18 protein-coding genes and 1 riboswitch are annotated in these 21,416 nt (G+C 74.2%); of the genes, 5 read left to right on the top strand and 13 right to left on the bottom strand.

Annotated elements, in window-relative coordinates; all coding sequences use genetic code 11:
• Nucleotides 1–22: 22 nt before the first annotated feature.
• A complete protein-coding gene (locus ABD973_RS04165; RefSeq protein WP_345498531.1) occupies nt 23–2,296 on the bottom strand; it encodes a sensor histidine kinase in 2,274 nt (757 codons plus the stop codon).
• 225 nt (nt 2,297–2,521) lie between these two features.
• Nucleotides 2,522–3,580 carry a PucR family transcriptional regulator gene (locus ABD973_RS04170; RefSeq protein WP_345498533.1) on the bottom strand — a complete coding sequence of 353 codons (1,059 nt, stop codon included), beginning with the start codon at nt 3,578–3,580 and terminating at the stop codon, nt 2,522–2,524.
• Between the two features lie 253 nt (nt 3,581–3,833).
• On the opposite strand from ABD973_RS04170, the gene ABD973_RS04175 reads away from it, so the two are divergent.
• Genes ABD973_RS04175 through ABD973_RS04190 form a run of 4 tightly spaced genes read left to right on the top strand, consistent with a single transcriptional unit; the run spans nt 3,834 to nt 6,489 of the window.
• Complete coding sequence (locus tag ABD973_RS04175; RefSeq protein ID WP_125823170.1) at nt 3,834–4,235, top strand: SdpI family protein; 402 nt, start codon at nt 3,834–3,836, stop codon at nt 4,233–4,235.
• Nucleotides 4,236–4,274: 39 nt separating this feature from the next.
• Nucleotides 4,275–4,961 (top strand): sporulation delaying protein family toxin, encoded by a 687-nt coding sequence (locus tag ABD973_RS04180; RefSeq protein WP_345498535.1) that lies wholly within the window; start codon nt 4,275–4,277, stop codon nt 4,959–4,961.
• The gene (locus ABD973_RS04185) at nt 4,958–5,566 is read left to right on the top strand and encodes an SdpA family antimicrobial peptide system protein (RefSeq protein WP_345498537.1); all 609 of its coding nucleotides are present in this window, start codon (nt 4,958–4,960) and stop codon (nt 5,564–5,566) included. The genes ABD973_RS04180 and ABD973_RS04185 overlap by 4 nt, the downstream gene beginning before the upstream one ends.
• Nucleotides 5,548–6,489, top strand: a complete 942-nt coding sequence (locus tag ABD973_RS04190) for a sporulation-delaying protein SdpB family protein (RefSeq protein ID WP_206436594.1) — start codon at nt 5,548–5,550, stop codon at nt 6,487–6,489. Before ABD973_RS04185 ends, ABD973_RS04190 begins: the two co-directional genes overlap by 19 nt.
• 65 nt (nt 6,490–6,554) lie before the next feature.
• Here ABD973_RS04190 and ABD973_RS04195 read toward each other — a convergent pair whose 3' ends face one another.
• From ABD973_RS04195 to ABD973_RS04205, 3 genes are all read right to left on the bottom strand, one after another.
• On the bottom strand, nt 6,555–7,748 hold the full coding sequence (locus ABD973_RS04195; protein WP_345498540.1) for an MBL fold metallo-hydrolase: 1,194 nt from the start codon (nt 7,746–7,748) through the stop codon (nt 6,555–6,557).
• A 168-nt stretch (nt 7,749–7,916) separates the two neighbouring features.
• The gene (locus ABD973_RS04200) at nt 7,917–8,702 is read right to left on the bottom strand and encodes an SGNH/GDSL hydrolase family protein (RefSeq protein WP_125602605.1); all 786 of its coding nucleotides are present in this window, start codon (nt 8,700–8,702) and stop codon (nt 7,917–7,919) included.
• A 163-nt stretch (nt 8,703–8,865) separates the two neighbouring features.
• Entirely contained in the window at nt 8,866–9,873 is a 1,008-nt protein-coding gene (locus ABD973_RS04205) for a peptidoglycan DD-metalloendopeptidase family protein (protein WP_345498543.1), read from the bottom strand.
• Between the two features lie 4 nt (nt 9,874–9,877).
• Nucleotides 9,878–10,040, bottom strand: a riboswitch (cyclic di-AMP (ydaO/yuaA leader).
• 317 nt (nt 10,041–10,357) lie between these two features.
• On the opposite strand from ABD973_RS04205, the gene ABD973_RS04210 reads away from it, so the two are divergent.
• Nucleotides 10,358–11,179: a tyrosine-protein phosphatase gene (locus ABD973_RS04210; RefSeq protein WP_386381813.1), complete on the top strand. Its 822-nt coding sequence runs from the start codon at nt 10,358–10,360 to the stop codon at nt 11,177–11,179.
• 48 nt (nt 11,180–11,227) lie between these two features.
• Here ABD973_RS04210 and ABD973_RS04215 read toward each other — a convergent pair whose 3' ends face one another.
• The 8 genes from ABD973_RS04215 to hpnC all read right to left on the bottom strand — a co-directional run bounded on the left by ABD973_RS04215 (nt 11,228) and on the right by hpnC (nt 21,245).
• Nucleotides 11,228–12,631: an aspartate aminotransferase family protein gene (locus tag ABD973_RS04215; RefSeq protein ID WP_125823166.1), complete on the bottom strand. Its 1,404-nt coding sequence runs from the start codon at nt 12,629–12,631 to the stop codon at nt 11,228–11,230.
• Nucleotides 12,628–13,659, bottom strand: a complete 1,032-nt coding sequence (gene hpnH / locus ABD973_RS04220) for an adenosyl-hopene transferase HpnH (protein WP_125602613.1) — start codon at nt 13,657–13,659, stop codon at nt 12,628–12,630. The genes ABD973_RS04215 and hpnH overlap by 4 nt, the downstream gene beginning before the upstream one ends.
• Before the next feature lie 6 nt (nt 13,660–13,665).
• The gene (locus ABD973_RS04225; protein WP_125823165.1) at nt 13,666–14,313 is read right to left on the bottom strand and encodes a phosphorylase family protein; all 648 of its coding nucleotides are present in this window, start codon (nt 14,311–14,313) and stop codon (nt 13,666–13,668) included.
• Nucleotides 14,313–16,343: a squalene--hopene cyclase gene (gene shc / locus ABD973_RS04230; RefSeq protein WP_125823164.1), complete on the bottom strand. Its 2,031-nt coding sequence runs from the start codon at nt 16,341–16,343 to the stop codon at nt 14,313–14,315. The genes ABD973_RS04225 and shc overlap by 1 nt, the downstream gene beginning before the upstream one ends.
• A 112-nt stretch (nt 16,344–16,455) precedes the next feature.
• Nucleotides 16,456–17,556 carry a polyprenyl synthetase family protein gene (locus ABD973_RS04235; protein ID WP_386381810.1) on the bottom strand — a complete coding sequence of 367 codons (1,101 nt, stop codon included), beginning with the start codon at nt 17,554–17,556 and terminating at the stop codon, nt 16,456–16,458.
• A gap of 53 nt (nt 17,557–17,609) precedes the next feature.
• The gene (gene hpnE / locus ABD973_RS04240; protein ID WP_386381807.1) at nt 17,610–19,001 is read right to left on the bottom strand and encodes a hydroxysqualene dehydroxylase HpnE; all 1,392 of its coding nucleotides are present in this window, start codon (nt 18,999–19,001) and stop codon (nt 17,610–17,612) included.
• 364 nt (nt 19,002–19,365) lie between these two features.
• Complete coding sequence (hpnD, locus tag ABD973_RS04245) at nt 19,366–20,316, bottom strand: presqualene diphosphate synthase HpnD (RefSeq protein WP_345498552.1); 951 nt, start codon at nt 20,314–20,316, stop codon at nt 19,366–19,368.
• Nucleotides 20,313–21,245 (bottom strand): squalene synthase HpnC, encoded by a 933-nt coding sequence (gene hpnC, locus ABD973_RS04250; RefSeq protein ID WP_345504477.1) that lies wholly within the window; start codon nt 21,243–21,245, stop codon nt 20,313–20,315. Before hpnC ends, hpnD begins: the two co-directional genes overlap by 4 nt.
• Nucleotides 21,246–21,416: the final 171 nt, after the last annotated feature.

The raw sequence follows: 21,416 nt of genomic DNA on the forward strand, positions 1-21,416 counted from the left end.
GGGGTGTGCTCCTTGCTGGGGTTCATGCCTGTTCGTCGGTCTGGGCGAGGCCGAAGCCCCGCTGGAAGGCCGCCATCAGGCCGGGGTCGTGCAGGGGTTGTTCGGTTTCGTCGGTCCGCCGGGGGGCGGGGGCCTCGCGCAGCTGGGGCACGAGGTGCTGCTGGGCACGGCGCCGGGGAAGGGGCGGTCGCGCCGCTTCGGGGGCGGGGCTCTGCGGGGGGACGCGGTGCGGCGGGGGCTGCGCCGCCCAGGCCCGGGCGGGGCCGGGCCGCGCGCCCGGTTCCGGGGTCCCGGGGCCCGGGTGCCGGGGCCAGGCCGGCTCCAGGCCGGCTGCCGCGCCGGTGCCGGGGTCCAGGGGCCAGGCTGGCTCCAGGCCGGGTACCGCGCCGGTGCCGGGGTCCAGGGGCCAGGCGGGGTCCGGGCCGGGTACCGCGCCGGTGCCGGGGTCCAGGGGCCAGGCGGGGTCCGGGTCCGGGGCCTCCTCGGCTGCGGGGCCCCAGGCCCAGACGGATCCGCCGGGTCCCGGCGCGGCGACGACCGGCCCGAGTCCGGCGCCGCCCGCGCCGGGGCCGGGCTCCGCGCCCCACGCCGTCGGCTCGGAACCCGGGGCCGGGGCCGGCGGCAGGGCCGGCGCCAGGACACCGTCCAGCCCCCCGGCCGGCTCCGGCACCGCACCTCCGGCCGGAGCCGCCTCCACGGCCGGAGCCGCTTCCCGGGCCGGGGTGGCTACCGGGCCCCTCTCCGGCGCCTGCCAGAAGCCCCGGGCCGCCCCGCCGGCCGGGTCGACGACGTACGCCGCGTCCGGGACGTCGTCGCCCGCGCGCCGGCCCTCGGCGGCGTACGGCAACGCGGCCGGGTCCGGGTCGGCCGCGGGCGCCGGGGCCAGGCCGTCGGGGCCACCCGGGCGCCGGCCCTCGGCCGCGTACGGCAACGGGGTCCGGGCCGGGCCCGGTTCGGCGGCGGGGGGCGGGGCCGGGCGGGTGGGCCGGGCCGTCGGGGGCAGGGGGTCGCGGGGCACGGGGCGCAGGGTGTCCGGCCAGGAGACGGTGCCCCACGAGGTGGCCCGGGAGCCGCCCGCCGCGTCGGCCGCGCCGGGGGCCTCCGCGCCCAGCAGGCCCTGGGGCAGTACGAGGACCGCCAGCACCCCGCCGTAGATGTTGGACTTCAGCTCGACGGCGATGCCGTGCCGCCGGGCCAGCGCCGAGACCACGAACAGGCCGATCCGCCCGTCGGCCAGCAGGTGCCGGACGCTCACCTGGTCGGGGTCGGCCAGCAGGGTGTTCATCCGGTGCTGCTCCTCCGCCGGCATGCCCAGCCCGCGGTCCTCGACCTCGACGGCGATCCCGGCGGTGACCCGCTCGGCCCGCACCACCACGTCGGTGTCGGGGGCGGAGAACACCGTGGCGTTCTCGACGAGTTCGGCCAGCAGGTGGACCACGTCGGCGACGGCGTGGCCCCGGACGGTGCCGCCCGCCGGGGGCACCACCTTGACCCGGGTGTACTGCTCGACCTCGGCCACCGAGGACCGCAGCACCTCGCTCAGGTCGATGGGCCGGGTCCACTGGCGCCGGGAGGCGGCCCCGCCCAGCACCGCGAGGTTCTCGGCGTGCCGGCGGATCCGGGTGGCGAGGTGGTCGACGTGGAAGAGCTCCTTGAGCAGGTCGGGGTCCTCGACGGTGTCCTCCAGCCCGTCGAGCAGGGAGATCTCGCGGTGCACGAGCGACTGGAGCCGGCGCGCGAGGTTGACGAAGACCTCCACCTTGCGGTCGCTGTCGGTCGGCGCGGCCGGCAGGGCCAGCCGTACGAGGGTCGTCTGCGCCTGCTCCCGGGCGCCGCGCAGCTCCTGCGCGAGCAGCCAGAACTCGTCCACCCCGGCCTGCTCGCCCTCCGGCGGGGCCCCGGCCCGGTCCCCGCGGACGGGGCGGACGGGACCCTCCCCGCGGGCGAGCCGCTCGGCGGCGGTGCGCAGTTCCTCGCGCCCGCGCACGCTGGAGCGGCGCAGCGCCTCGCAGCGGTCCCGGACGGCCTTGGCGGCGCGCTGGGCCCCGAGCAGGGCGGCCGCGAGCGCTCCGACGGCGAGCAGGGCGCAGCCCGCGAGTACGGGCCAGAGCCGGTCGTCGCGCGCTCCGGATCCCCCGCCGAGGTGGAGGGTGAACATGACCGCGGCGGCGCCGCTGAGCCCGGCGGCGAGCGTGGGCAGTACGGCGGCGCGGATCAGCTGGGGGCGTATCTGCCGGCCCGGTCCCTTGACGGCGTGTCTCGACGGGGAGTGGCGGGCGGCGCGGAGTCCGGACATCGGCGTCCTCGGTACGTGGGGCCCGGCCCCCAGCGAGTCGCGGGGCCCGGTGTTGATCACCGGATACCCACGCTAGACCGCACGATCCCGCAGCTGTTGCCCAGTTGGGGAACTTCACCGGGGTGCTTCCCGCTCCCGATGGAGCGCTCGTACGACAGCCCGAATGCGCCGGGAGCGCTTGCTCCCGCACGGGCGGGGGCGTGCGCCGCCGGGGCGGTGCGGGGCTCACAGCTCCTGGCGCGGCCAGTCCAGGAGCCGGGCGCCGATGACGGCGGTCTGCAGCATGTAGCGGTGTTCGGGGTCGGCGGGGTCGGCGCCGGTGAGCTGGTGGACGCGTTCGAGGCGGTAGGTGAGGGTGCGCACGCCCAGCCTGAGGCGCCGGGCCGCGGCGGCGGCGTTGCAGCCCGTGTCGAAGTACGCGGTGAGGGTGTCGAGCAGGGGGACGGCTCCGCCGCGGGCGTCGCGGAGCGGGCCGAGGGTGTGGCGTACGAGGTCGGCCATGGCGTCCCGGTCGCGGGTGAGGACGGGGTAGACGAGGAGTTCGGCGGCGCGCAGTACGGGCCCGGCGAGGTCCATGCGTTCGGCGAGGTCGAGGACGCCCAGGGCCTCCTCGTAGGAGTGGACGACGCCGCCGGCGCCGCTGTGGGGGCGTCCGATGGCGACGGGGGTGCCGTCGGCGGCGGCGCGGGCCTGCCGGGCGAAGTGGGTGAGGACCTCGTCCTGGTCGCCAGGGGCGACGCAGACGAGCCGGCCGTCCTTGGTCGTGAGCAGGATGCGGCGGGCGCCGAAGCGGGCGAACAGCGCCTGTTCCACGCGGCGCAGGAGGGAGCCGGAGTCGTCGTCGGACGCGCGGTGGCCGGCGACGGCGACGGCGTGGGTGTGGGAGAAGCGCAGTCCGAAGCGTTCGGCGCGCTCGGCCAGCCGGCCGAGGTCGCTTCCTGCGTAGAGCAGGTCGTCGACGAACTCGCGGCGGGCGGCCTCCTCTTGGCGGACGGCGGCGTTCTGGGCGTGCTCGAAGCCCTCGACGAAGGCGTCGATCGCCTGCTCGACGGCGGCGAGGAGGCGGTGGGCGGGTGCGTCCGGGCCGGGCCAGGCGGCACGGGTGGCGAGCAGGTGGCCGCCGACGAGGGTCCGCAGGCCGTGGCCGGCCTCGGCGGCCCGCTCCCCGAACTCCCTGCGGGTCCGCAACTCGGCCCGGCTCAGGGGCCGTCCGGTCTCGGCCACGTCGGCGAGGATCCGTTCGTACCCGGCCAGGTATTCGGGGGATATCCGGTGCTCCGCCACCCCGTTCTCCTTTGTTTTCCATGGTCAATGCGGCGTCAAGAGTACGTAAAAGACCGCGAAATACGCCAATTCGCCGACGGCGGGCCCCGGCTGCGGTGCGGGTGACGGACTCCGGCAAGGCGGGGGCGGCGAATCTGCCGGAATCGGGCAGTGAAATGCGGTCCTCCGGCAGCCAGGATGTTCATGATCGTTTGCGGCGCGGGCCACGCTCCGGCCGCATGCCGTTGACGTCTGCGTTCTTGGAGGACGAAAAGTGGATCCGACCGCGGGCTTCGGTTTCGCCGCAGGACTCGTCGCGATGGGCGCGGTGGTCCACTACACGAGGAACCAGGTCGCGAGCGGCGCGACAGGGCGCAACTCGGCGCTGGGAATCCGCACCAGGGCGACCATGGCCTCGGACGGCGCGTGGCGTGCGGGGCACGCGGCGGCCGCTCCGATGCTGACCGTCGCGTTCCTGACCGCCTACGCCGCGGCCGCGGTCTCCCTCGCCCTGGCCGTGGCGGCGGCGTCGACCGGCTCGGGAAGCCCGGCGGCCCTCGTGGTCCCGGCGGCCGGGACCGTGGCGTTCCTCGCGCTCCTCGTGACGGCGGCGGTCAAGGCGAATGCGGCCGCACGCGCGGCCGACGACCCGGACCGCCCGTCCGGCCCGCACTGAACGGCATCGAAGAAACACCACACGTCCAAGGAGGACGGCATGAACTCCCTTTCCAGAAAGACCGTTGCCGCGGCGGCACTCGTCTCGGTCATCGTCGGGGGCGGCATCACCGCCCAGACCGCATTCGCGGACGCGGGCCACGGCACTTCCGCGCCGGGCAGGGCACGGCTCAAGGACGCGGCGAAGAACACCGCGGAATACAGCGATACGGATCTGCTGCGGCTGCTGCTCGCCGCACAGGGTCCGATCGCCGACGCGCACCCCGAGCTGAAGCGGATGCTCAGCTTCGATCCCGCCAAGCCACGGACCGACGACGAGGCGCTCGACCGGGTCATCGCGGGATACCTGGCCGCCCACCCCGGGTTCCACGAGGACACGGCGGCCGGGTTCCACAGTGGCGATCCGGTGCGCGTCGACGCCGCGCTCCGCGACTTCTCGGTCTCCTTCAACAAGTGGCTCGGGCAGACCTCCCGGCCGGCCGGCGACGGCGCGGGCCCGGCCGGGGTGGCCCAGGCGCGCGGCTGGTTCTGGATGGGCGCCTACGTGGCCGTCTACGTGAACGCCGTGGGCGCCGCCAACGCCGTCGCCTACACGAACGCGGGGGTCGCCACCAACGCCCTCGCCACCCTCGTGGTCGTCACCTGGTACCTGGAGGACGGCAGCCCGAACGGCTCGGACATCGAGCGGGACGCGTTCGTCGACGCCCTGACGTCCGCCCTCACGTGAGGCACGGCCCGGCGGCCACGGAGCAGCACGCCGCCGATCACCCCGGTGTCCCGGTCCGGGTCCTGGTCTCCGCCGCGGGAGGCGTCCTGCTGGTCGGGGCCCTGCTGGCCGGATCGGTCTTCTTCTCGCTTCCGAGCAACGTGCTCTCCACGCGCGACGGGGGTGACCTGAGGGCGCTGTCCGCGAGGCTCCTGCCGCAGAGCTGGGCCTTCTTCACCAAGCCCCCGAGCGACCCCGAGTTCGTCCCCTACCTGGTCTCCGACGGTGGCGTCGCGCACGCCGCGCTGCTGCCGAACTCGCGCGCGGAGAACCTCTACGGGCTCACCCGCCGCCAGCGCGCGCAGGGCCCCGAGGTCGCGGCGATGGCGAACCAGGTGCGGACGTGGCGGGACTGCGAGGGGATCGAGGGGGACTGCCCGGCCGTGGTCGCCGGGTCCCCGGGAGCCGTCTCCGTCGAGAACACCTCCCCGGTCCCGACCCTGTGCGGGCGGGTGGTCCTCGTCGAGACGAGGCCGGTCCCGTGGAAGTTCCGTGACCGGTACGAGGGGTGGCGCCTCGACAAGAGGGCCGCCGTGGTGGAGGCGACGTGTTCGGGGAACGACTGACGGCGGTGCTGGAGCGGTCCGTCCGCCGCTTCCCGGCCGAGTCCCGGGCCCTCGGGGCGGGCAGGTCGGTGATCGCCCTGGCCCAGGCGTCCGTCCTGGCGTTCACCCCGGCGTCGCACCTCTTCGTGCCGGTGGGCGGCACCGAGACCGGCTGCTCGGCCCCGGTGCAGGCCGTGTCGCTGTACTGCCTGGCGGACACGGCGGACCGGCAGGTGGTCAGCCTGGTGGTGCTGGCCCTGCTCCTCGTCGTCGCGAGCGGGATCCTGCCCCGCTTCACGACCGTCCTGCACTTCTGGGCGTCCCTCTCCCTGGGCCAGTCGGTCTCGCTGCCGGACGGGGGCGACGCCGTCGCCCAGGTCGTCACCTTCTTCCTCGTCCTGGCCTGCGCCGGTGACAGGAGGACCTGGCACTGGCAGCGGCCCCGCGGCGGGGACCGGGCGGGATCGGTCTGGACGGGGATCGCCTGGGCGGGCTGGTGGGGGGTGCGGCTCCAGGTCGCGTACATCTACCTCGACAGCGCCCTCGCGAAGCTGCCCGTCGGCCCGTGGTCGGAGGGCAGTGCGACGTACTACGTCGCGCGCATGGAGAACTTCGGGGCGGCCGGCCTGTTCGCCGACCTGTTCCGGTGGGCGACGGGGATCACCCTGATCGCCCTCCTGACCACCTGGGGGACCATCCTCGCGGAAGGCCTGATCGCCCTGTTCCTGCTGCGCCGGGAGTCCCGGCAGGCCGTGGCCGCGGCGATCAGCGCGGCCCTGCACGTCCTGATCGTCCTTCAGATCGGGATCGTGTCCTTCGGGTTCGTCATGGTGGGGGCGGTGCTGTGCGCGGCCTCCCGGGGCGTCGACGCGTACGCCCCGTACTGGCGCGGCCGGCTCTCACACCGGCCGCCGGCCGGTCTCACCGCCCGCCTCCAGCCCTAGGAAACGGCCGTCGGCCGTGGTGCGCACGTTCCCGTGCGCACCACGGCCGACGGCCGTTTCGCGTGTCACCGCTCCCCGGCCAGGTCCAGGTCTGGGGCCCGGGTGCCGCCGCGCGGCAGGTCCTGCGGAGCCGGGGTGCGCCACGGGTGGGCGATGGGCGTGGAGACCGGGCGCCACCAGGGCTCGACGGGCAGCGTCCCGGCGGGCTCGAAGGGCTCGCCGGGGCGCGGGGCGGCGACGCGCTGGCCCGCGCCCTCGGCGGCGTCGAGCGTCCACTCGGCGGGCTCGGCCCAGGCGTGGAAGGCCAGGTTGAAGGTGCCCCAGTGGATCGGCAGCAGCGTGCCGGCCGGGGTGCCGCCCTGGAGGTCGAGGTGGGCCCGCAGGCCCTCCTCGGGGGTCATGTGGATGTCGGGCCAGTACTCCGAGTAGGCGCCGATCTGGATCATCGTGGCGTCGAACGGGCCGTGCTCGGCGCCGATCTCCTTGAAGCCCGGGAAGTAGCCGGTGTCCCCGCTGTGGAAGATCCGGTGCTCCGCGCTGCTGACGACCCAGGAGGCCCACAGGGTGAACTGCTGGTTGCGCAGGCCGCGCCCGCAGAAGTGACGGGCGGGAGTGGCGGTGAGGGTGAGGCCCGCGACCTCGGTCGACTCGTTCCAGTCGAGTTCGCGCAGCCGGTCCGGCGAGACGCCCCAGCGCTCCAGGTGCGCGCCGACGCCCAGCGGGACGGCGAAGACCGTGTCCGTGCGGGCCAGGGCCTTGATGGTGGGGAGGTCGAGGTGGTCGTAGTGGTCGTGGGAGATCACGACGACGTCGACGGAGCCCAGCGAGGCCAGCGGCACCGGGACGGGGTGGAGCCGCTTGGGCCCGGCGAAGGGGAAGGGGGAGCAGCGGTCGCCCCACACGGGGTCGAAGAGGACGCGGCGCCCGTCGATCTCCGCGAGGATGCTGGAGTGGCCCATCCAGGTCAGCCGGAGCCCGCTGGCCGGCGGCTTGGCCAGGTCGGCGAGGGTGGTCGGGTGGACGGGGATCGGCGCTTCGGGGCTGCGGCGGGCCCGCTGCTCCTTGTGGAAGTAGAGCTTGGCGAACTCCGCCATCGATCCGGAAGGCCTGGTCCGGGCCCCCACCGGGTTCTGGAAGACGCCGTCGGCGAAGTTCGGCGAGCGCAGGATCCGCTCCAGCCGTGCGCCGGACGGGTCCGCGCCGAAGGCTTCGGGCCGCAGGGCGCGCAGCCGGGGACGCGGGGGAAGGGAGCCGGTCAAGGCGCCTCCTGGGAGGGTGCGGGACAGGACGGTCGAGTGCTACGACCATCCCAACGCACACCGGCCCCCGAGGATTCCGCCGCGCGGTGTCCGGACAGCCGTGGCGGCCGTCACCCCGCTGCCCGTCCCCCGCCGCCCCTCCCCCGCTCCCCCTCCCCCGCTCGTCCGTTACAGCGGCAGCAGGTCCGGGCGCTTGGCCTCGACGTGGTCGCCGGAGGACTCGCCGCGCAGCCGGCGGCCGATCCACGGGACGAGGTGCTCGCGCGCCCACTGGATGTTGTCGCGGGTGACGTCGACCGAGCCGCGCGGCGGGACGGGCGGCCAGGGCTGGTCCGGGTCGGCCGGCACCTCGTAGCCGAGGACCTGTGCGGCGCGCAGCGCGACGCGGGTGTGGCCCTCGGGCGAGAGGTGGAGCCGGTCGTGGTCCCAGGCCCGGCGGTCCTGGACGGTCTTGAGGGACCACAGGTCGAGCACGGGGCAGTCGTAGCGGTCGGCGATGGCGCGGACGTGGACGTTGTACGTCGCGATCTTGCCGCGCAGGTGCTTGAGGACCGGCACGCCCCGCGTGTCGAAGCCGGTGGTGATCATCACGAGGCCCACGGAGGCCTTGAGGTCGGCGAGGGCCGCCTCGAACCGTTCCGCGACGTCGTCCGGGTCGCTGCCGGGGCGGATGATGTCGTTGCCGCCCGCGCAGAAGGTCACGAGGTCGGGGGCGAGTTCCTTGGCTCTCGGGACCTGGTCGGCCACGATCTGGTCGAGTACTTTGCCCCGCACGGCCAGATTCGCGTACCGGAAGTCGTGCTCGTCGCGCTGATCGGCCAGGAGTACGGCGAGGCGGTCCGCCCAGCCGAGGTAAGAATCCCCGGGTCCCGGGTCTCCCACGCCTTCGGTGAAGCTGTCCCCGATCGCCGCGTACGAGCCGATGGTCTTCAGTGTCGTCTTCGTCGCTGCCACAGGACAGCATCCTTCACCTTGGCAACCAACCTACGCCAACGTAATGAGGGGTTGACGGGCCGTGATCTATACCACGCGGGGGATAAGGAATAAGTACACGCGGGGCCGGGACCCCCCTCGGGCCCCGGCTCCGCGCGCGTCCTCGTGCCGACGGCGGGTGCCGTCAGATGCTCACGCCCTTGGAGCGGAGGTAGGCGAGCGGGTCGATGTCCGAGCCGTAGGACGGCCCGGTGCGGATCTCGAAGTGGAGGTGCGGGCCGGTCACGTTGCCGGTCGCGCCGGAGAGGCCGATGGTCTGGCCGCCGGTGACGCTCTGGCCGACGGAGACGGAGAGCGAGGAGAGGTGGCCGTACTGGGAGTACTTGCCGTCGGCGTGCCTGATGACGACCTCGTTGCCGTACGCACCGCCCCAGCCTGCGGAAACCACGGTGCCCGCGCCGACGGCCCGGACGGTGGTGCCGGTGCTCGCGATGAAGTCGACGCCGGTGTGGTAGCCGGAGGACCACATGGCGCCGCTCGTGCGGTACTGGGTGGAAACGCCGCCGCCGACGGGGGCGGTGAAGCCGGACGCGGCGGCCGGCGCGGCGGGCGCTGCGGCCTTCTCGCTCTTGGCGGCGGCGCCGGAGCCCTGGGCGGCCGCGCCGCCGGACGTACGGCTGGGCTTGCCGGCGGTGGTCTTGCCCGCGGCCTTCGGGGCCTGGGCCTTGCCGCCCAGGCCCTCGGGCGCGGCCGGAGCCTCGCTGGAGGATTCCTCGACCGGGGCCGCAGGGGCCTTGGGGGCGGGGGCCGCGTCCTGGCCGCCGACGAGGTTCAGCTTCAGGCCCGGGTGGATGAGGGAGGGGTCGGCGCCGACGGCCTCGCGGTTGTCGGCGTACAGCTGCTCCCAGCCGCCCTCGATGTGGCGCTCGGCGGCGATCTTGGAGAGGTAGTCGCCCGGCACGACCGTGTAGACGGTGGGTGCCGCCGCCGTGGGGGCGGCCGCGGGGGCGGCGGAGCGGAGGGCCTGCGGGGCCTGCGCGCTCTGGGCGGGGACGGACGCGGCCGGGGCGGCGTTGGCGCCGGCGGCACCCATCAGCGGGAGCGCGAGGGCCGCTCCGCCGGTTCCGGCGACGGCGAAGCCACGGGATATCGAACGGGACTTCGGACGGCGGTGCTTACCCTTTCCGGGCATGGCGAATTCCTCTCCGGCGCCTGCGAGGTGAGCTGTCGGGTTCGGACTGGAGATGTCCGGCCGTACGTGCGGTGCACGGGTTCGGCTTCACCCCTAGCTGCGCCGGAAATGATCCGGAACAGCGGCCTACCTGGTTCCCCCGCTCCTGCCGCGCGCGATGGTCGGGTGCGGTTCCCGGGCGGCGGCAGGATTAGGCGGTCCACCCGGATCGATCGCGAAGGTAATCGAGCGGGGTGGCGGGCAACAAGCCGCGAATTCCCTGACGGATTCGCAGATTGGGGGGATCAATGGAATTCCGGTCACCCTGCGTCCATTCCGCACCATCAACAACCGCTCTCACAAGGCAATTCGGTTCCCGCGATCAGGCACGCACGGTCACCGTATGATCTGGCTCACGGGGCCGGGCCCGATCTCGCCTCCACATATGGCAAGTTGGTCCCAACCGGACCAATTCGGACACCACGACCCACGCGGAGGAGTACACGTGACCCAGCAGATACCCCAGCCCCTTCCGGCCGGACCCGAACGCGGCACGGAGATGACGGGAGTGCGCAACTTCCGTGACGTGGGCGGGTTGCCGACCACGGACGGACGGAGGGTCAGGCCGGGACGACTGTTTCGAAGCGGACATCTGGCGCATGCCACCGAAACCGATACAGAGTTCCTCGCCTCGCTGGGGCTGCACACCGTCTTCGACTTCCGCAACGCGGCCGACCACGCGCTGGAGGGCCCGGACGTCGAACTGCCGGGCGTGCGCAACGTGAACATCCCGCTGACGGATCCGGCCGACGGCCGGGAGTTCTGGAAGATGGTCCGCGACGGCGAGCTCGACCAGCTCCGCGGCCTCCTGGGCGAGGGCCGGGCCGCCGCCCGCATGACGGACTCGTACCGCACGATCATCCGCACCCGCACCGCCGAACACAGCCGCGTCGTGCACGCCCTCGCGCTGGACAGCGTGCCGGCTCTGATGCACTGCGCCGCCGGCAAGGACCGGGCCGGGCTGTCGGTCGCGGTGACGCTGCTCGCGCTGGGCGTGGAACGCGAGGCGATCGTGGCGGACTACCTGGAGTCCAACGTCCCGCACAACCGCTACCGGGTGCGCCGGGGCAGCGACGCCCCCGAGGCCCGCTCCCCCGAGGTGATGGAGCTGCTGGCGCCGCTGTTCGACGCGCGCGCGGAGTACCTGCTCGCGGCCTTCGCCGTCATCGACGAGCAGTGGGGCGGGGTGGGGCGCTACCTCACCGAGGGGCTCTCGCTCGCGCCCGAGGCCCTGGAGCGGCTGCGGGACCGGCTCCTGGAGGGCTGAGGCGGGACGGCCGGAGGGGCCCGTCGGGGACCCCTCCGCCGCCGCGCCTCAGCGGTTGCCGACCGCCTGCTTCACCAGGGTCCGGCCGAAGTCCCACATCAGGGCGCCCCCGCCGTGCGCCTCGTCCATGACCTCCTGGAAGGCCCCGACGAAGCGCTCCACGTCCGCCTCGTCCACGATCAGCGGCGGGATCAGCTTGATGACCTCCAGGTGGTCCCCGGAGACCTGGGTGAGGATCCGGTGCCTGCGCAGCAGCGGCACCACGACCATCTGCGCGAACAGGCCCTTGCGGGCCGCCTGGAGCATCGCCCACCGGCTGCGCAGCCCCAGGGAGGAGGGCTTGCCGAACTCGATGCCGATCATCAGTCCGCGCCCGCGCACCTCGTGCAGCAGCTCGTACCGCTCCACGAGCGCCGCCAGGCGCCCGCGCAGCAGGTCGCCCATGGCCCGGGCGTTGGCCACCACCTGCTCGTCCTCCATGACGGACAGGACCGCGAGGCCCGCCGCCATCGCCTGGGCGTTGGAACCGAAGCTGGCGGAGTGCACCAGCACCCGGTCCATGGACGAGTAGACCTTCTGGAAGATCCAGTCCCTGCCCAGGGTCGCGCCGACGGGCACGTACCCGCCGGAGAGGGCCTTGGCCACGCACACCAGGTCCGGCTCCACGCCCACTTCGTGCTGGTACGCGTAGAAATCGCCGGTCCGTCCGAGGCCGGTCTGCACCTCGTCGGCGATGAGCAGGGCCTTGTGCCGGTGCAGCAGCTCCTGCGCGGCGCGCAGGAATCCGGGCGGTGCTGCGTGCACGCCCTTGCCCTGGACCGGCTCGACCACGAAGGCGGCGACGTCCCCGCGGGCGAGTTCGCGTTCCAGCGCCGCCAGGTCCCCGAGGGCGATCTTCGTGTCGGGGAGCAGCGGGGCGAACCCGTCGCGGAAGCCGCCTTCGCCGTTGACCGACAGCGAGCCGGTGGTCAGCCCGTGGAAGGCGTGGTCGCAGTAGAGGATCCTGGGCCGCCCGGTGGCGTAGCGGGCGAACTTCAGGGCGGTCTCCACCGCCTCGGTGCCGCTGTTGCCGAAGAAGACGCGGTCGAGGTGCGGGCTGTAGGACAGCAGCTTCTCGGCCAGCAGACCGGGCAGCGGCTGGCAGTCGAAGCGGGTGAGGTCGGCGAGCTGGGCGTCCAGGACGTCGTGCAGGGCCTGGCGGACGACCGGGTGGTGCCGGCCAAGGCCCATCACCCCGAAGCCGGCCAGCATGTCGAGGTAGTCGTTGCCCTCGGCGTCCCAGAAGTGGGCGCCCTCGGCCCGTTCGTAGACCTTGTCGAAGCCGATGGTGTGCAGCATGCGGGGCAACTGGTGGTTGAGGTGGCGGGAGTGCAGCTCGTAGCGCTCCCCGCCGCGCTCGGCGAGCAGCGCGGCGAGGTCGAAGCCCCGCCGCGCTCCCTGTCCGCCGCTCACGCCGACGCGTCCCGGTTGGCCGCCACGGTCTCCCGGGCGGCGCGCAGGGACTCCTTGAGGGAGCCCATGGTGGCGAGGACGGCGGTGGGCTCGTAGCCGCAGTGCGCCATGCAGTTGGCGCAGCGCGGGTCCTTGCCGCGGCCGTACTTGCTCCAGTCGGTCTCCTCGATGAGCTCCCGGTACGTGGGCACGTAGCCGTCGCTCATCAGGTAGCAGGGGCGCTGCCAGCCGAAGAGCGAGTAATTGGGAATGGCCCAGGCCGTGCAGGGGAAATCGGCCTTTCCTTCGAGGAAGTCGAGGAAGAGCGGGGAGTGGTTGAGCCGCCAGCGGCGGCGGTTGCCGCCCGCGAAGGCCTTCTTGAAGAGTTCCCGGGTCTGTTCGACGCCGAGGAAGTGTTCCTGGTCGGGCGCCTTTTCGTAGGCGTAGGCGGGCGAGATCATCATTTCGTCGACCTGGAGGTCGTCATTGAGGAAGTTCAGTACCTCGATGATCGTCTGCGGGGTGTCGGTGTTGAAGAAGGTGGAGTTGGTGGTGACCCGGAATCCGCGGCGCTTCGCCTCCTTGATGGCGGCGACGGCCTCGTCGAAGACGCCTTCCTTGGCGACGGATTCGTCGTGGCGTTCGCGCAGTCCGTCGATGTGGACGGCGAAGGCGAAGTAGGGGGACGGGGTGAACTTCTCGATCTTCTTCCGGAGCAGCAGTGCGTTGGTGCAGAGGAACACGTATTTCCGGCGGGCCACCAGCTGGCGCACGATCTCGTGGATCTGCGGGTGCATCAGGGGTTCGCCGCCCGCGATGGAGACCATGGGCGCGCCGGACTCCAGGACCGCGCCGACCGCCTGGGCGACGGGCATGCGCTGCTTGAGCACTCCGGCCGGGTGCTGGATCTTCCCGCAGCCCTCGCAGGCGAGGTTGCAGGCGTAGAGCGGCTCCAGCTCGACGATCAGCGGGAACTTCTCGCGCTTGCGGAGCTTCTGTTCGAGAAGATAGGTCCCGACCCTGATGGACTGTCGCAGGGGCATGGCCATCTGGATTCACCTCCTGGGAAGCAGCAACGAACGGTGCCATTCGTAAAACGCGGGCATTACTGCACGTAGTACACGGAAGGCAGATATTCCACCGCGAACCGTGCCGATACGGACGAGCTCGTGCTCCGGAGCGTCCACGATCACCCGGACGGCCGCAACCGGGCGTCCCGGTGACGCGGCGGTCCACAGGGTGGCCGCGGACTCCATGTCGACCGCGACGGCGCCGGTGGCGCGCAGCTGCGCGCGCTCCTGGCCCCGGACGACGTGGTCGGATCCGGTCAGTGCGCCGGTGTGCACGGTCCGGCCGGGTGCGGCGCGGGCCAGTGCCTCGGCGAGCAGGGCGGTGCCGGTGCAGCCGACGGCCCCGCGGGGGTCGCGGGTCTCCTCGGCGACGACCAGGTCGCCGGGGTGCATGCCGGGCACCAGGCCGGCGCAGAACCCGGTCGCGAGGACGGCCGCCCGGTCCATGCCCGGCCGCGCCAGGGCCCGGGCGACGGACCGGTCGGCTGCGCGCGGTCCCATGCCGGTACGCAGGACCGTGCCGGCGCCCGCGGCAGCGCGGCCCGCGCTGCGCAGGGCCGCCTCCTCGATGCGCAGGGCGCAGGCGACCAGCAGCGGGGGTCGGGGGCCGGCCCCGGCGGCCCCGGCGGGCATCAGGACTCCCCCGCGGCCGGGATGCTCCGGCGCTGCGGGCCGAACGGTTCTCCGTGGAGGTACCGGCCGAGGGCGGTGAGCGGGAACACCTGCCGGTAGAGGTGGTAGTTGATGGAGAAGTCCCAGGGGAAGCCGGTGCCGGTGAAGTACGGCTCGTCCCAGGTCCCGTCGGGGCGCTGGGTCTCCACCAGGTACGCGAGTCCCCGGGCGACGGCGTCGCCGTCCCGCTCCCCCGCCGACAGCAGGGCCATCAGGGCCCACGCGGTCTGCGAGGCGGTCGAGGCACCCCTCCCGGCCCAGGAGCGGTCCCGGTAGGAACGCTGGTCCTCGCCCCAGCCGCCGTCCTCGTTCTGTACGGACTCCAGCCAGCGGACGGCCCGGCGGACGGCGGGGTGCGAGGGCGCGATCCCGGCGGCGGTGAGGGCCGGGACCACCGACCCGGTCCCGTACACGTAGTTGGTGCCCCAGCGGCCGAACCAGGGCCCCTCCGGCTCCTGTTCGGCGAGCAGCCAGGCGATGCCGCGCCGGGTGCGCGGGTCGGCGGCCCTGCCCTCGGCGGCGAGCATCTCCACCACGTGGGCGGTGACGTCCGCCGAGGGCGGGTCGATGACCTCCCCGAAGTCACAGAAGGGGAGCCGGTTGGGCAAGGGGCTGGTGTTGTCGGCGTCGAAGGCGCCCCAGGCGCCGTTCTTCGACTGCATCCCGAGGTTCCAGGACACCCCCCGCGCGATGGCCGCCTCGACCCTGCCCGGTTCGGGGTGGCGGATCCGGCGGAGCGCCAGGACCACCTCGGCGGTGTCGTCGATGTCGGGGTAGTTGTCGTTGTGGAACTCGAAGGCCCAGCCGCCGGGGGCGAGTCCGGGACGGCGCACGGCCCAGTCCCCCGGGCGGCGGACCTCCTCGCCGAGCATCCAGTCGGCGGCCTTGACCAGGGCGGGGTGGTCGGGCGGCAGACCCGCGTCGGCCAGGGCGATGGCGGCGAGGCAGGTGTCCCAGACCGGGGACTGACAGGCCTCGACCATCCGGGCGCCGTCCTCGCGCCACACGGTGAAGCGGTCGAGGGACTCCAGCCCGGCCCGCATCACCGGGTGCCCCAGGTCGTAGCCGAGCAGGTGCAGGGCGATCACGGAGTAGACGGCGGGGGGCTGGATCCCGCCCCAGCAGCCGTCGTTCTCCTGGCGTTCGACGATCCAGCGGCCGGCGGCCGCCATGGCCGCCTTCCTCAGTCGGCGCGGGGCGACCCGCCGGTAGAGGTGCAGGGCCCTGTCCATGCGCTGGAAGGCCCCGTCCCAACTGGCCAGCGGTGCGAGGGGTTTGGCGGGGCTGGGGTCGCGGGCGTCGGCGTGCAGCTCGTCCAGCGCGAAGGGGGCCCGGCGGACCGGCCGCAGCGCGGAGACCACGGTGAGCGGGACGATGGTCTGGCGGGCCCAGCAGCCGAAGTCGTAGATGTTCAGCGGCACCCACGGCGGCAGGAACACCAGCTCGGGCGGCAGCTCCGGCAGCTGGTCCCAGCTCCACCAGCCGAACAGGGCCAGCCAGATCCGGGTGAACACCCGGGCGGCGGCGATCCCGCCGTGGGCGCGGATCCAGGCCGAGGCGCGGGTCATGTGCGGGGCGTCGGGCGGGTCCCCGGCCAGGCGCAGGGCGACGTACGCCTCGATGGTGGCGGAGAGTTCGGGCGGTCCGCCGTGGAAGGTGGCCCAGGTGCCGTCGTCGCGCTGCTCGCCCCGGATGAAGAGGGCCGCGGCGCGGGTGACGGCCTCGTCCCGGATGCCGAGGAACTGCCGCAGCAGCAGGTCCTCCGCGTCCATGGTGACGTTGGTCTGGAGGTCGCCCTTCCACCAGCCCGCCGGGTCCTGGCGGGCCAGCAGCTCGCCGACCGCCCGGTCGACGGCCTCCCGTACGCCCGTCGGCAGGCCGGTGCCGTCGCCGGACGGGCCGACGGCCGTGGCGGCCGGGGCCGTCGTGGTTTCGTGTCGCGGATCCGCGCCGTCGGTGATCGCACCGCCGCCGTCGGTCGTCGCTGTCATGGCTTCCCCTTCGAACAGAGCTTCGGCTGTGCCCGGGTCTGCCGTCGGCCGGGGTCCCTAGGGGGGATCCCCGGCCGGCGACTCGCGATTCATATCCACTTTCCGGCGGAGCTCACCTCTTGCGCACGACGACGAAGTCGGCGAGGGCCACGAGCTGCTCCCGCACGCGCTGCGGCATGTCCACGTCGTCCAGCGCCCGGACGGCGATGGCGTGCTGGCGGCGCGCCTCGTCCGCGGTCCACTGGCGGCCGCCCGCGGCCTCGATGAGGGCGGCGCGGTGGGCGAACTCCTCCTCGGAGAAGTTCTCGAAGTCGTTGCTCTTGGCGTCGGCCGCGAGCAGCCGTGCGAGCTCCTCACACGCGGGTCCGCCCGCGGCGAGGGCCGCGACGACGGGCAGGGACTTCTTGCGCTGGCGCAGGTCGCTCCAGGTCTGCTTGCCCGTGGACTCCGGGTCGCCCCAGATGCCGAGGAGGTCGTCGACGGCCTGGAAGGCGAGGCCGAGGTGGTAGCCGTACTCCTCCAGCTTGTCGGCGGTGCGGTCGTCGGCGCCGCCGAGCACGGCGCCGATCGACACCGAGCACGCGAGCAGGGCTCCGGTCTTGTTCCCCTCCATCTCCAGGCACTCCTGGACGCTGACGCGCTCGCGGTGCTCGTACGAGATGTCCTGGGCCTGGCCGTCGATGAGCTTGCGGCTTGCGGTGGTCAGGCGGCGGGTCGCCCGCCCGGCCTCGACGGTGCCGAGTTCCAGCAGCACCTCGTTGGCGAGGGCGAACAGGGCGTCGCCGACGAGGATCGCGAGGGCGGGGCCGTGCACCTTCCACACCGTGTCGCGGTGGCGGCGCTGCTCGTCGCCGTCCATCAGGTCGTCGTGCAGCAGCGAGAAGTTGTGGACCAGCTCGACGGCGACGGCGCCGGGGATGCCGACCTCGGCGGCGGCGCCCGCCGCCTCGGCGGAGAGCAGCGCGAGGGCGGGGCGCACGGCCTTGCCGCCGTCGCCGTCCGCCGGGTTGCCCTGGGCGTCGATCCAGCCGAAGTGGTAGGCGGCGACGGTGTCCATGGGCGCCGCGAGCCGGCTCACCGCCGCGCGGAGCACGGGCGTCGACAGGTCGCGGCCGCGTTCGAGGAGGGCGAGGGTGTCGGCGTTCCCCGCTCCCCCTCCGGCCGCGCCCGTGCCGGCATCCGTGTTCTCGACAGCCGGGTTCCCCGGGTTCACTGGCTCTCCTCTGGTTCCTGTGCGTGCTGTGCCGGTGGTGCTGGTGGTGATGCTCATACCGCCTCCTGCAGGGGGTGTTCGCGGGGGCGGCCGAGAGCGGCCAGCGCGGCGTGCGCCGCGCCGAGGCCGCTGCGGACGGCGCTCTCCATGGTCGCGGGCCAGCCGGTGGCGGTCCACGCACCCGCGAGGTAGAGCCCCGGCGTGTCGGTCCGGGGGCCCGGGCGCAGCCGGCCGACGCCGGGGCTGGGGGCGAAGGTGGCGGTCCGCTCGCGGGTGACGAAGAAGTCCCGTACCTTCGCGCCGCGGGCGGCCGGCAGCAGCCGTTCCAGCTCGGGCAGGTACTTGGCGCGCAGGACGGAGACGGGCTCGTCGATGTCGTCCTGGGCGACGGACTGGGACAGCGCCAGGTACTGGCCGCCGTCGGTGAGTCCGGAGGCGTCGGTGCGGTCGAAGACCCACTGGACGGGGGTGCCCAGCGCGGCGAAGAAGGGCTGCTTGAGCACCTTGCGGTCGTAGACGACGTGGACGTTGAGGATGGGGGCGGTGCCGATGTCGAGGAGCTTGTCCGGGTCGGCCAGTGCCCCGGCGGGCAGCAGGGCGTGCGCCTCGCGCTGGGGGACGGCGAGGACGACGGTGCCCGCGTCGAGGGACTCGCCCTCGGTGTCGACCCGCCAGCCGCCGTCCTCGGTGCGGGTGACGGCGGTGACCCGGGTGCGCAGTTCGGTGCGCACGCCGGCGGCGTCGAGGGCCTTGCGGGCGAGGGTGTCGTGGAGGTCGCCGAGCGGGACCCGGGCCCAGCCGATGTCGGCGGCGCCGTTCTCGGAGAGCAGGCCGGTCTTGAAGACCATGGCGGCCAGGCCCAGCGAGGAGTCCGCGGCGGTGGCGTTGAGGGTGGCGATGCCGACGAGGTCCCACAGGGCTGCGACGGTGCGCGGGGACTGGCCGTAGCGGGCGAGCCAGGTGCCGAAGTCGAGGCCGTCGAGGGCCGGGTCGGCGGGGTCGAGGCGGCGCAGCGCCAGGGCGGCGCGGCCGACGCTCGCGCGCTCGGCGAGCGAGAGGTGCGGGTACGTGGCCAGCGAGGCGGCCAGGTGCAGGGGTACGGGCAGCGCGCTGCGGCGCAGCCGTCCGAGGCGGGGCCCGCGGGGGTGGGCCACGTCGAGGACGGGCACGTCGAGCCGGTCCTGGAGGGGGGCGAGGGCCGCGCCGTCGACGCGGTCCAGGAACCACCGGTAGGCGGTGCAGCAGCGCAGGTAGACGTGCTGGCCGTTGTCGACGGTCAGGTCGCCGCGCTTGAAGGAGAAGGCGAGGCCGCCGAGCCGGGGCCGCCCTTCGAGGAGGGTGACCCGCAGTCCGGCGTCGGCGAGTTCCAGCGCGGCCGTGACGCCGGCGAGGCCGCCGCCGATGACGACGGCGCGGTGGTCGCTGGCGCTCATGAGGCCTCCCATGTGGTGCGGTGGCCCTGCGGGCCGGGGTGTACTGCGCTGCGGGCGGAGCCCGCACGTACGGACGCGCGCACGCTCCACGGGGTTGCCCGCCGGCCGGCGGTGGCCCGCCCCGGCACGGCCGGTCCCAGGCCGCTACGGCCCTGCGGGCGGGTCCCGCCGGCGCCGCCGCCGGATCGCTGACCCGGGCGGCCCGGGCCGACGGCGGCCGAGGCGGACGGACGGGTGGCACGGGCCCGTGCCGGGCCCGCAGCCGCAGCCGCAGCCGACGGGGCCGTCGTACGGGTGACGGAGGCCGGGGCCGGGCGGGTGCCCGCGGGGGGCGTTGGGCGGGTGGGGCGGGACGGGCGGGTGCCCGCAGGCCGCATCAGGGCCGCCGCCGGGTGGACTGGCGGGAGACGGTGCGGGCGTCGAGGCCGGACAGGCCGCGTACGGCCACGTACGCCTTCTCGTGCGTCGGCAGCGAGACGCGGCCGCGCAGCACCGCCTCGGGTTCGCGCTCGATGCGGTCCAGGAGGCGGCGGTAGATGCCGGCCATGGCGGCCACGCAGGCGCCGCTGCGCCGGTCGAGCATCGGCAGCAGCCGGTAGCCCTCGGTGAACAGGGCCCGCGCGCGCCGGACCTCGTGGTGCACGAGCCCGGCGAAGTCGGAGCCGGCGGGGGCCCGGCCGCCCTGGAAGCCCTCGGAGCAGCCGAACTTGGCGAGGTCCTCGGCCGGCAGGTAGGTGCGTCCGTTGCCGGCGTCCTCGCGGACGTCGCGCAGGATGTTGGTGAGCTGGAGGGCCAGGCCCAGGGTGTCGGCGTACTCGTCGGCGCGGCCGGCCGGGCCGACGGTGCCGAACACGCCGAGGGAGAGCCGTCCGATGGCCCCGGCGACGCAGCGGCAGTAGGCCTTGAGGTCGTCCCAGGTCTCGTACTCCTCGCCGCGGACGTCCATCAGGACGCCGTCGATGAGTTCGTCGAGGCCGCCGAGGGGGATCGGGAAGCGGCGCGCGGCGTGCGCGAGGGCGACGGCGACCGGGTCGGTGTCGTCCTCGTCGACCTCCGCGGCGCGGATCCGGCCGAGCAGGGCACGGGTGTCCTCCAGCCGGGCCAGCTTGACCTCGGGCGCGAGGATGCCGTCGCCGATGTCGTCGACGCGCCGGGAGAAGGCGTACAGCGCGGACATCGCCTGCCGCTTGTCGTTGGGCAGCAGCCGGATGCCGTACGCGAAGTTGCGCGCCTGGGTGCCGGTGACGGCCTCGCAGTAGCTGTAGGCCGCGAGGACCTGGGCGGACGGTGCTGACGCGTGTGCGGTGCCCTCCACGTTCGGGCTCACCTCTTTCTCGGCGCTGTGCGCAGAACTGCGGCCACCTCGCGGAGCAGGAGGCTCCGGGTGGGCTTGGGCGGGCCGGGCAGCACGTCGAAGCCGGCGGCGGCGACCGCTCGCAGGGCCGCCCGCCCCCCTCCCGTGAATCCCGCGAGCAACAGCCGCAGCCTGCCGTGCACGCTGCCCACGAGCGGGGTGCCCTCGTTCAGCAGGTCGCGCGCGCGTTCGACCTCGAAGGCGATCAGGGACCGCACGGCGGCCCCGGCGGACGGGGCGCGGAGGTCGGCCTCGGCGACGTGGAAGCGGCGCATGTCCTCGGCCGGGAGGTAGAGCCGGTCGCGGCCGAGGTCCTCGGCGACGTCCTGGAGGTGCTCGACGAGCTGCAGGGCGGTGCATACGGCGTCGGAGCGGCGGATCCGCTCGGGGGTGCTGGTGCCGGTGAGCTCCAGCACGAGGCGGCCGACGGTGTTGGCGGAGAGCTCGCAGTAGCCGAGGAGCTCCCCGTACGTCTCGTAGCGGGCCACGCGCTGGTCCTGGCGGTTGGCCTCGATGAGCCCGAGGAAGTGCTCGGCGCTCAGGCCGTGGTCGCGTACGACCGGCTGGAGCGCGAGCAGCAGGGGGTGGCGCGGGGGGCCGTCGGTGCCGCCGTAGACGCGCAGCAGGTCGGCTTCGAGGGCGTCGAGCATCGCCGGCCGGTCGTCGGCCGCGGCGGCGTCCAGGCCGAGGAGGACGGCGTCGCGGCCGCCGGGGGCGAGGTCGCCGTCGCCGATGTCGTCGACCAGGCGGGCGTACCCGTACACCGCCATGAGGCCGTCGCGCCAGGCGCGCGGGAGGAAGACGGGGGCGACGGGGAAGTTCTCCGCCGCGGCCTTGCCGAGGGTGGCCCGGGTGTGGTGCCGGCCGGGGGCGTCTTCGCCGGCCGGCGGCGCGGGACGGATGCCGTGCCCGGGGGTCACCGCCCGCCGCCCGGGACGGCCGCTGTGCCTGGGGGCCGGAGAATTCCCGTAGCCATTGCCGTCACGTCTCCCGTTCTACACTGCCGACCCAAGTCATCCTATTTCGGACACGCCGCCGGACCTTACCCGGGGGTATCCCCACGGAGCCGGCTG

It is taken from the genome of Streptomyces racemochromogenes (assembly GCF_039535215.1).
Lineage (GTDB): Bacteria > Actinomycetota > Actinomycetes > Streptomycetales > Streptomycetaceae > Streptomyces > Streptomyces racemochromogenes.

Bases quoted from the DNA above. Each gene is read 5' to 3' on its own strand.
- ABD973_RS04165 (WP_345498531.1), bottom strand. From the start codon at position 2,296: ATGTCCGGACTCCGCGCCGCCCGCCACTCCCCGTCGAGACACGCCGTC.
- hpnE (WP_386381807.1), bottom strand. From the start codon at position 19,001: ATGGGAGGCCTCATGAGCGCCAGCGACCACCGCGCCGTCGTCATCGGC.
- ABD973_RS04180 (WP_345498535.1), top strand. From the start codon at position 4,275: ATGAACTCCCTTTCCAGAAAGACCGTTGCCGCGGCGGCACTCGTCTCG.
- hpnH (WP_125602613.1), bottom strand. From the start codon at position 13,659: ATGGCCATGCCCCTGCGACAGTCCATCAGGGTCGGGACCTATCTTCTC.
- ABD973_RS04205 (WP_345498543.1), bottom strand. From the start codon at position 9,873: ATGCCCGGAAAGGGTAAGCACCGCCGTCCGAAGTCCCGTTCGATATCC.
- shc (WP_125823164.1), bottom strand. From the start codon at position 16,343: ATGACAGCGACGACCGACGGCGGCGGTGCGATCACCGACGGCGCGGAT.
- ABD973_RS04225 (WP_125823165.1), bottom strand. From the start codon at position 14,313: ATGCCCGCCGGGGCCGCCGGGGCCGGCCCCCGACCCCCGCTGCTGGTC.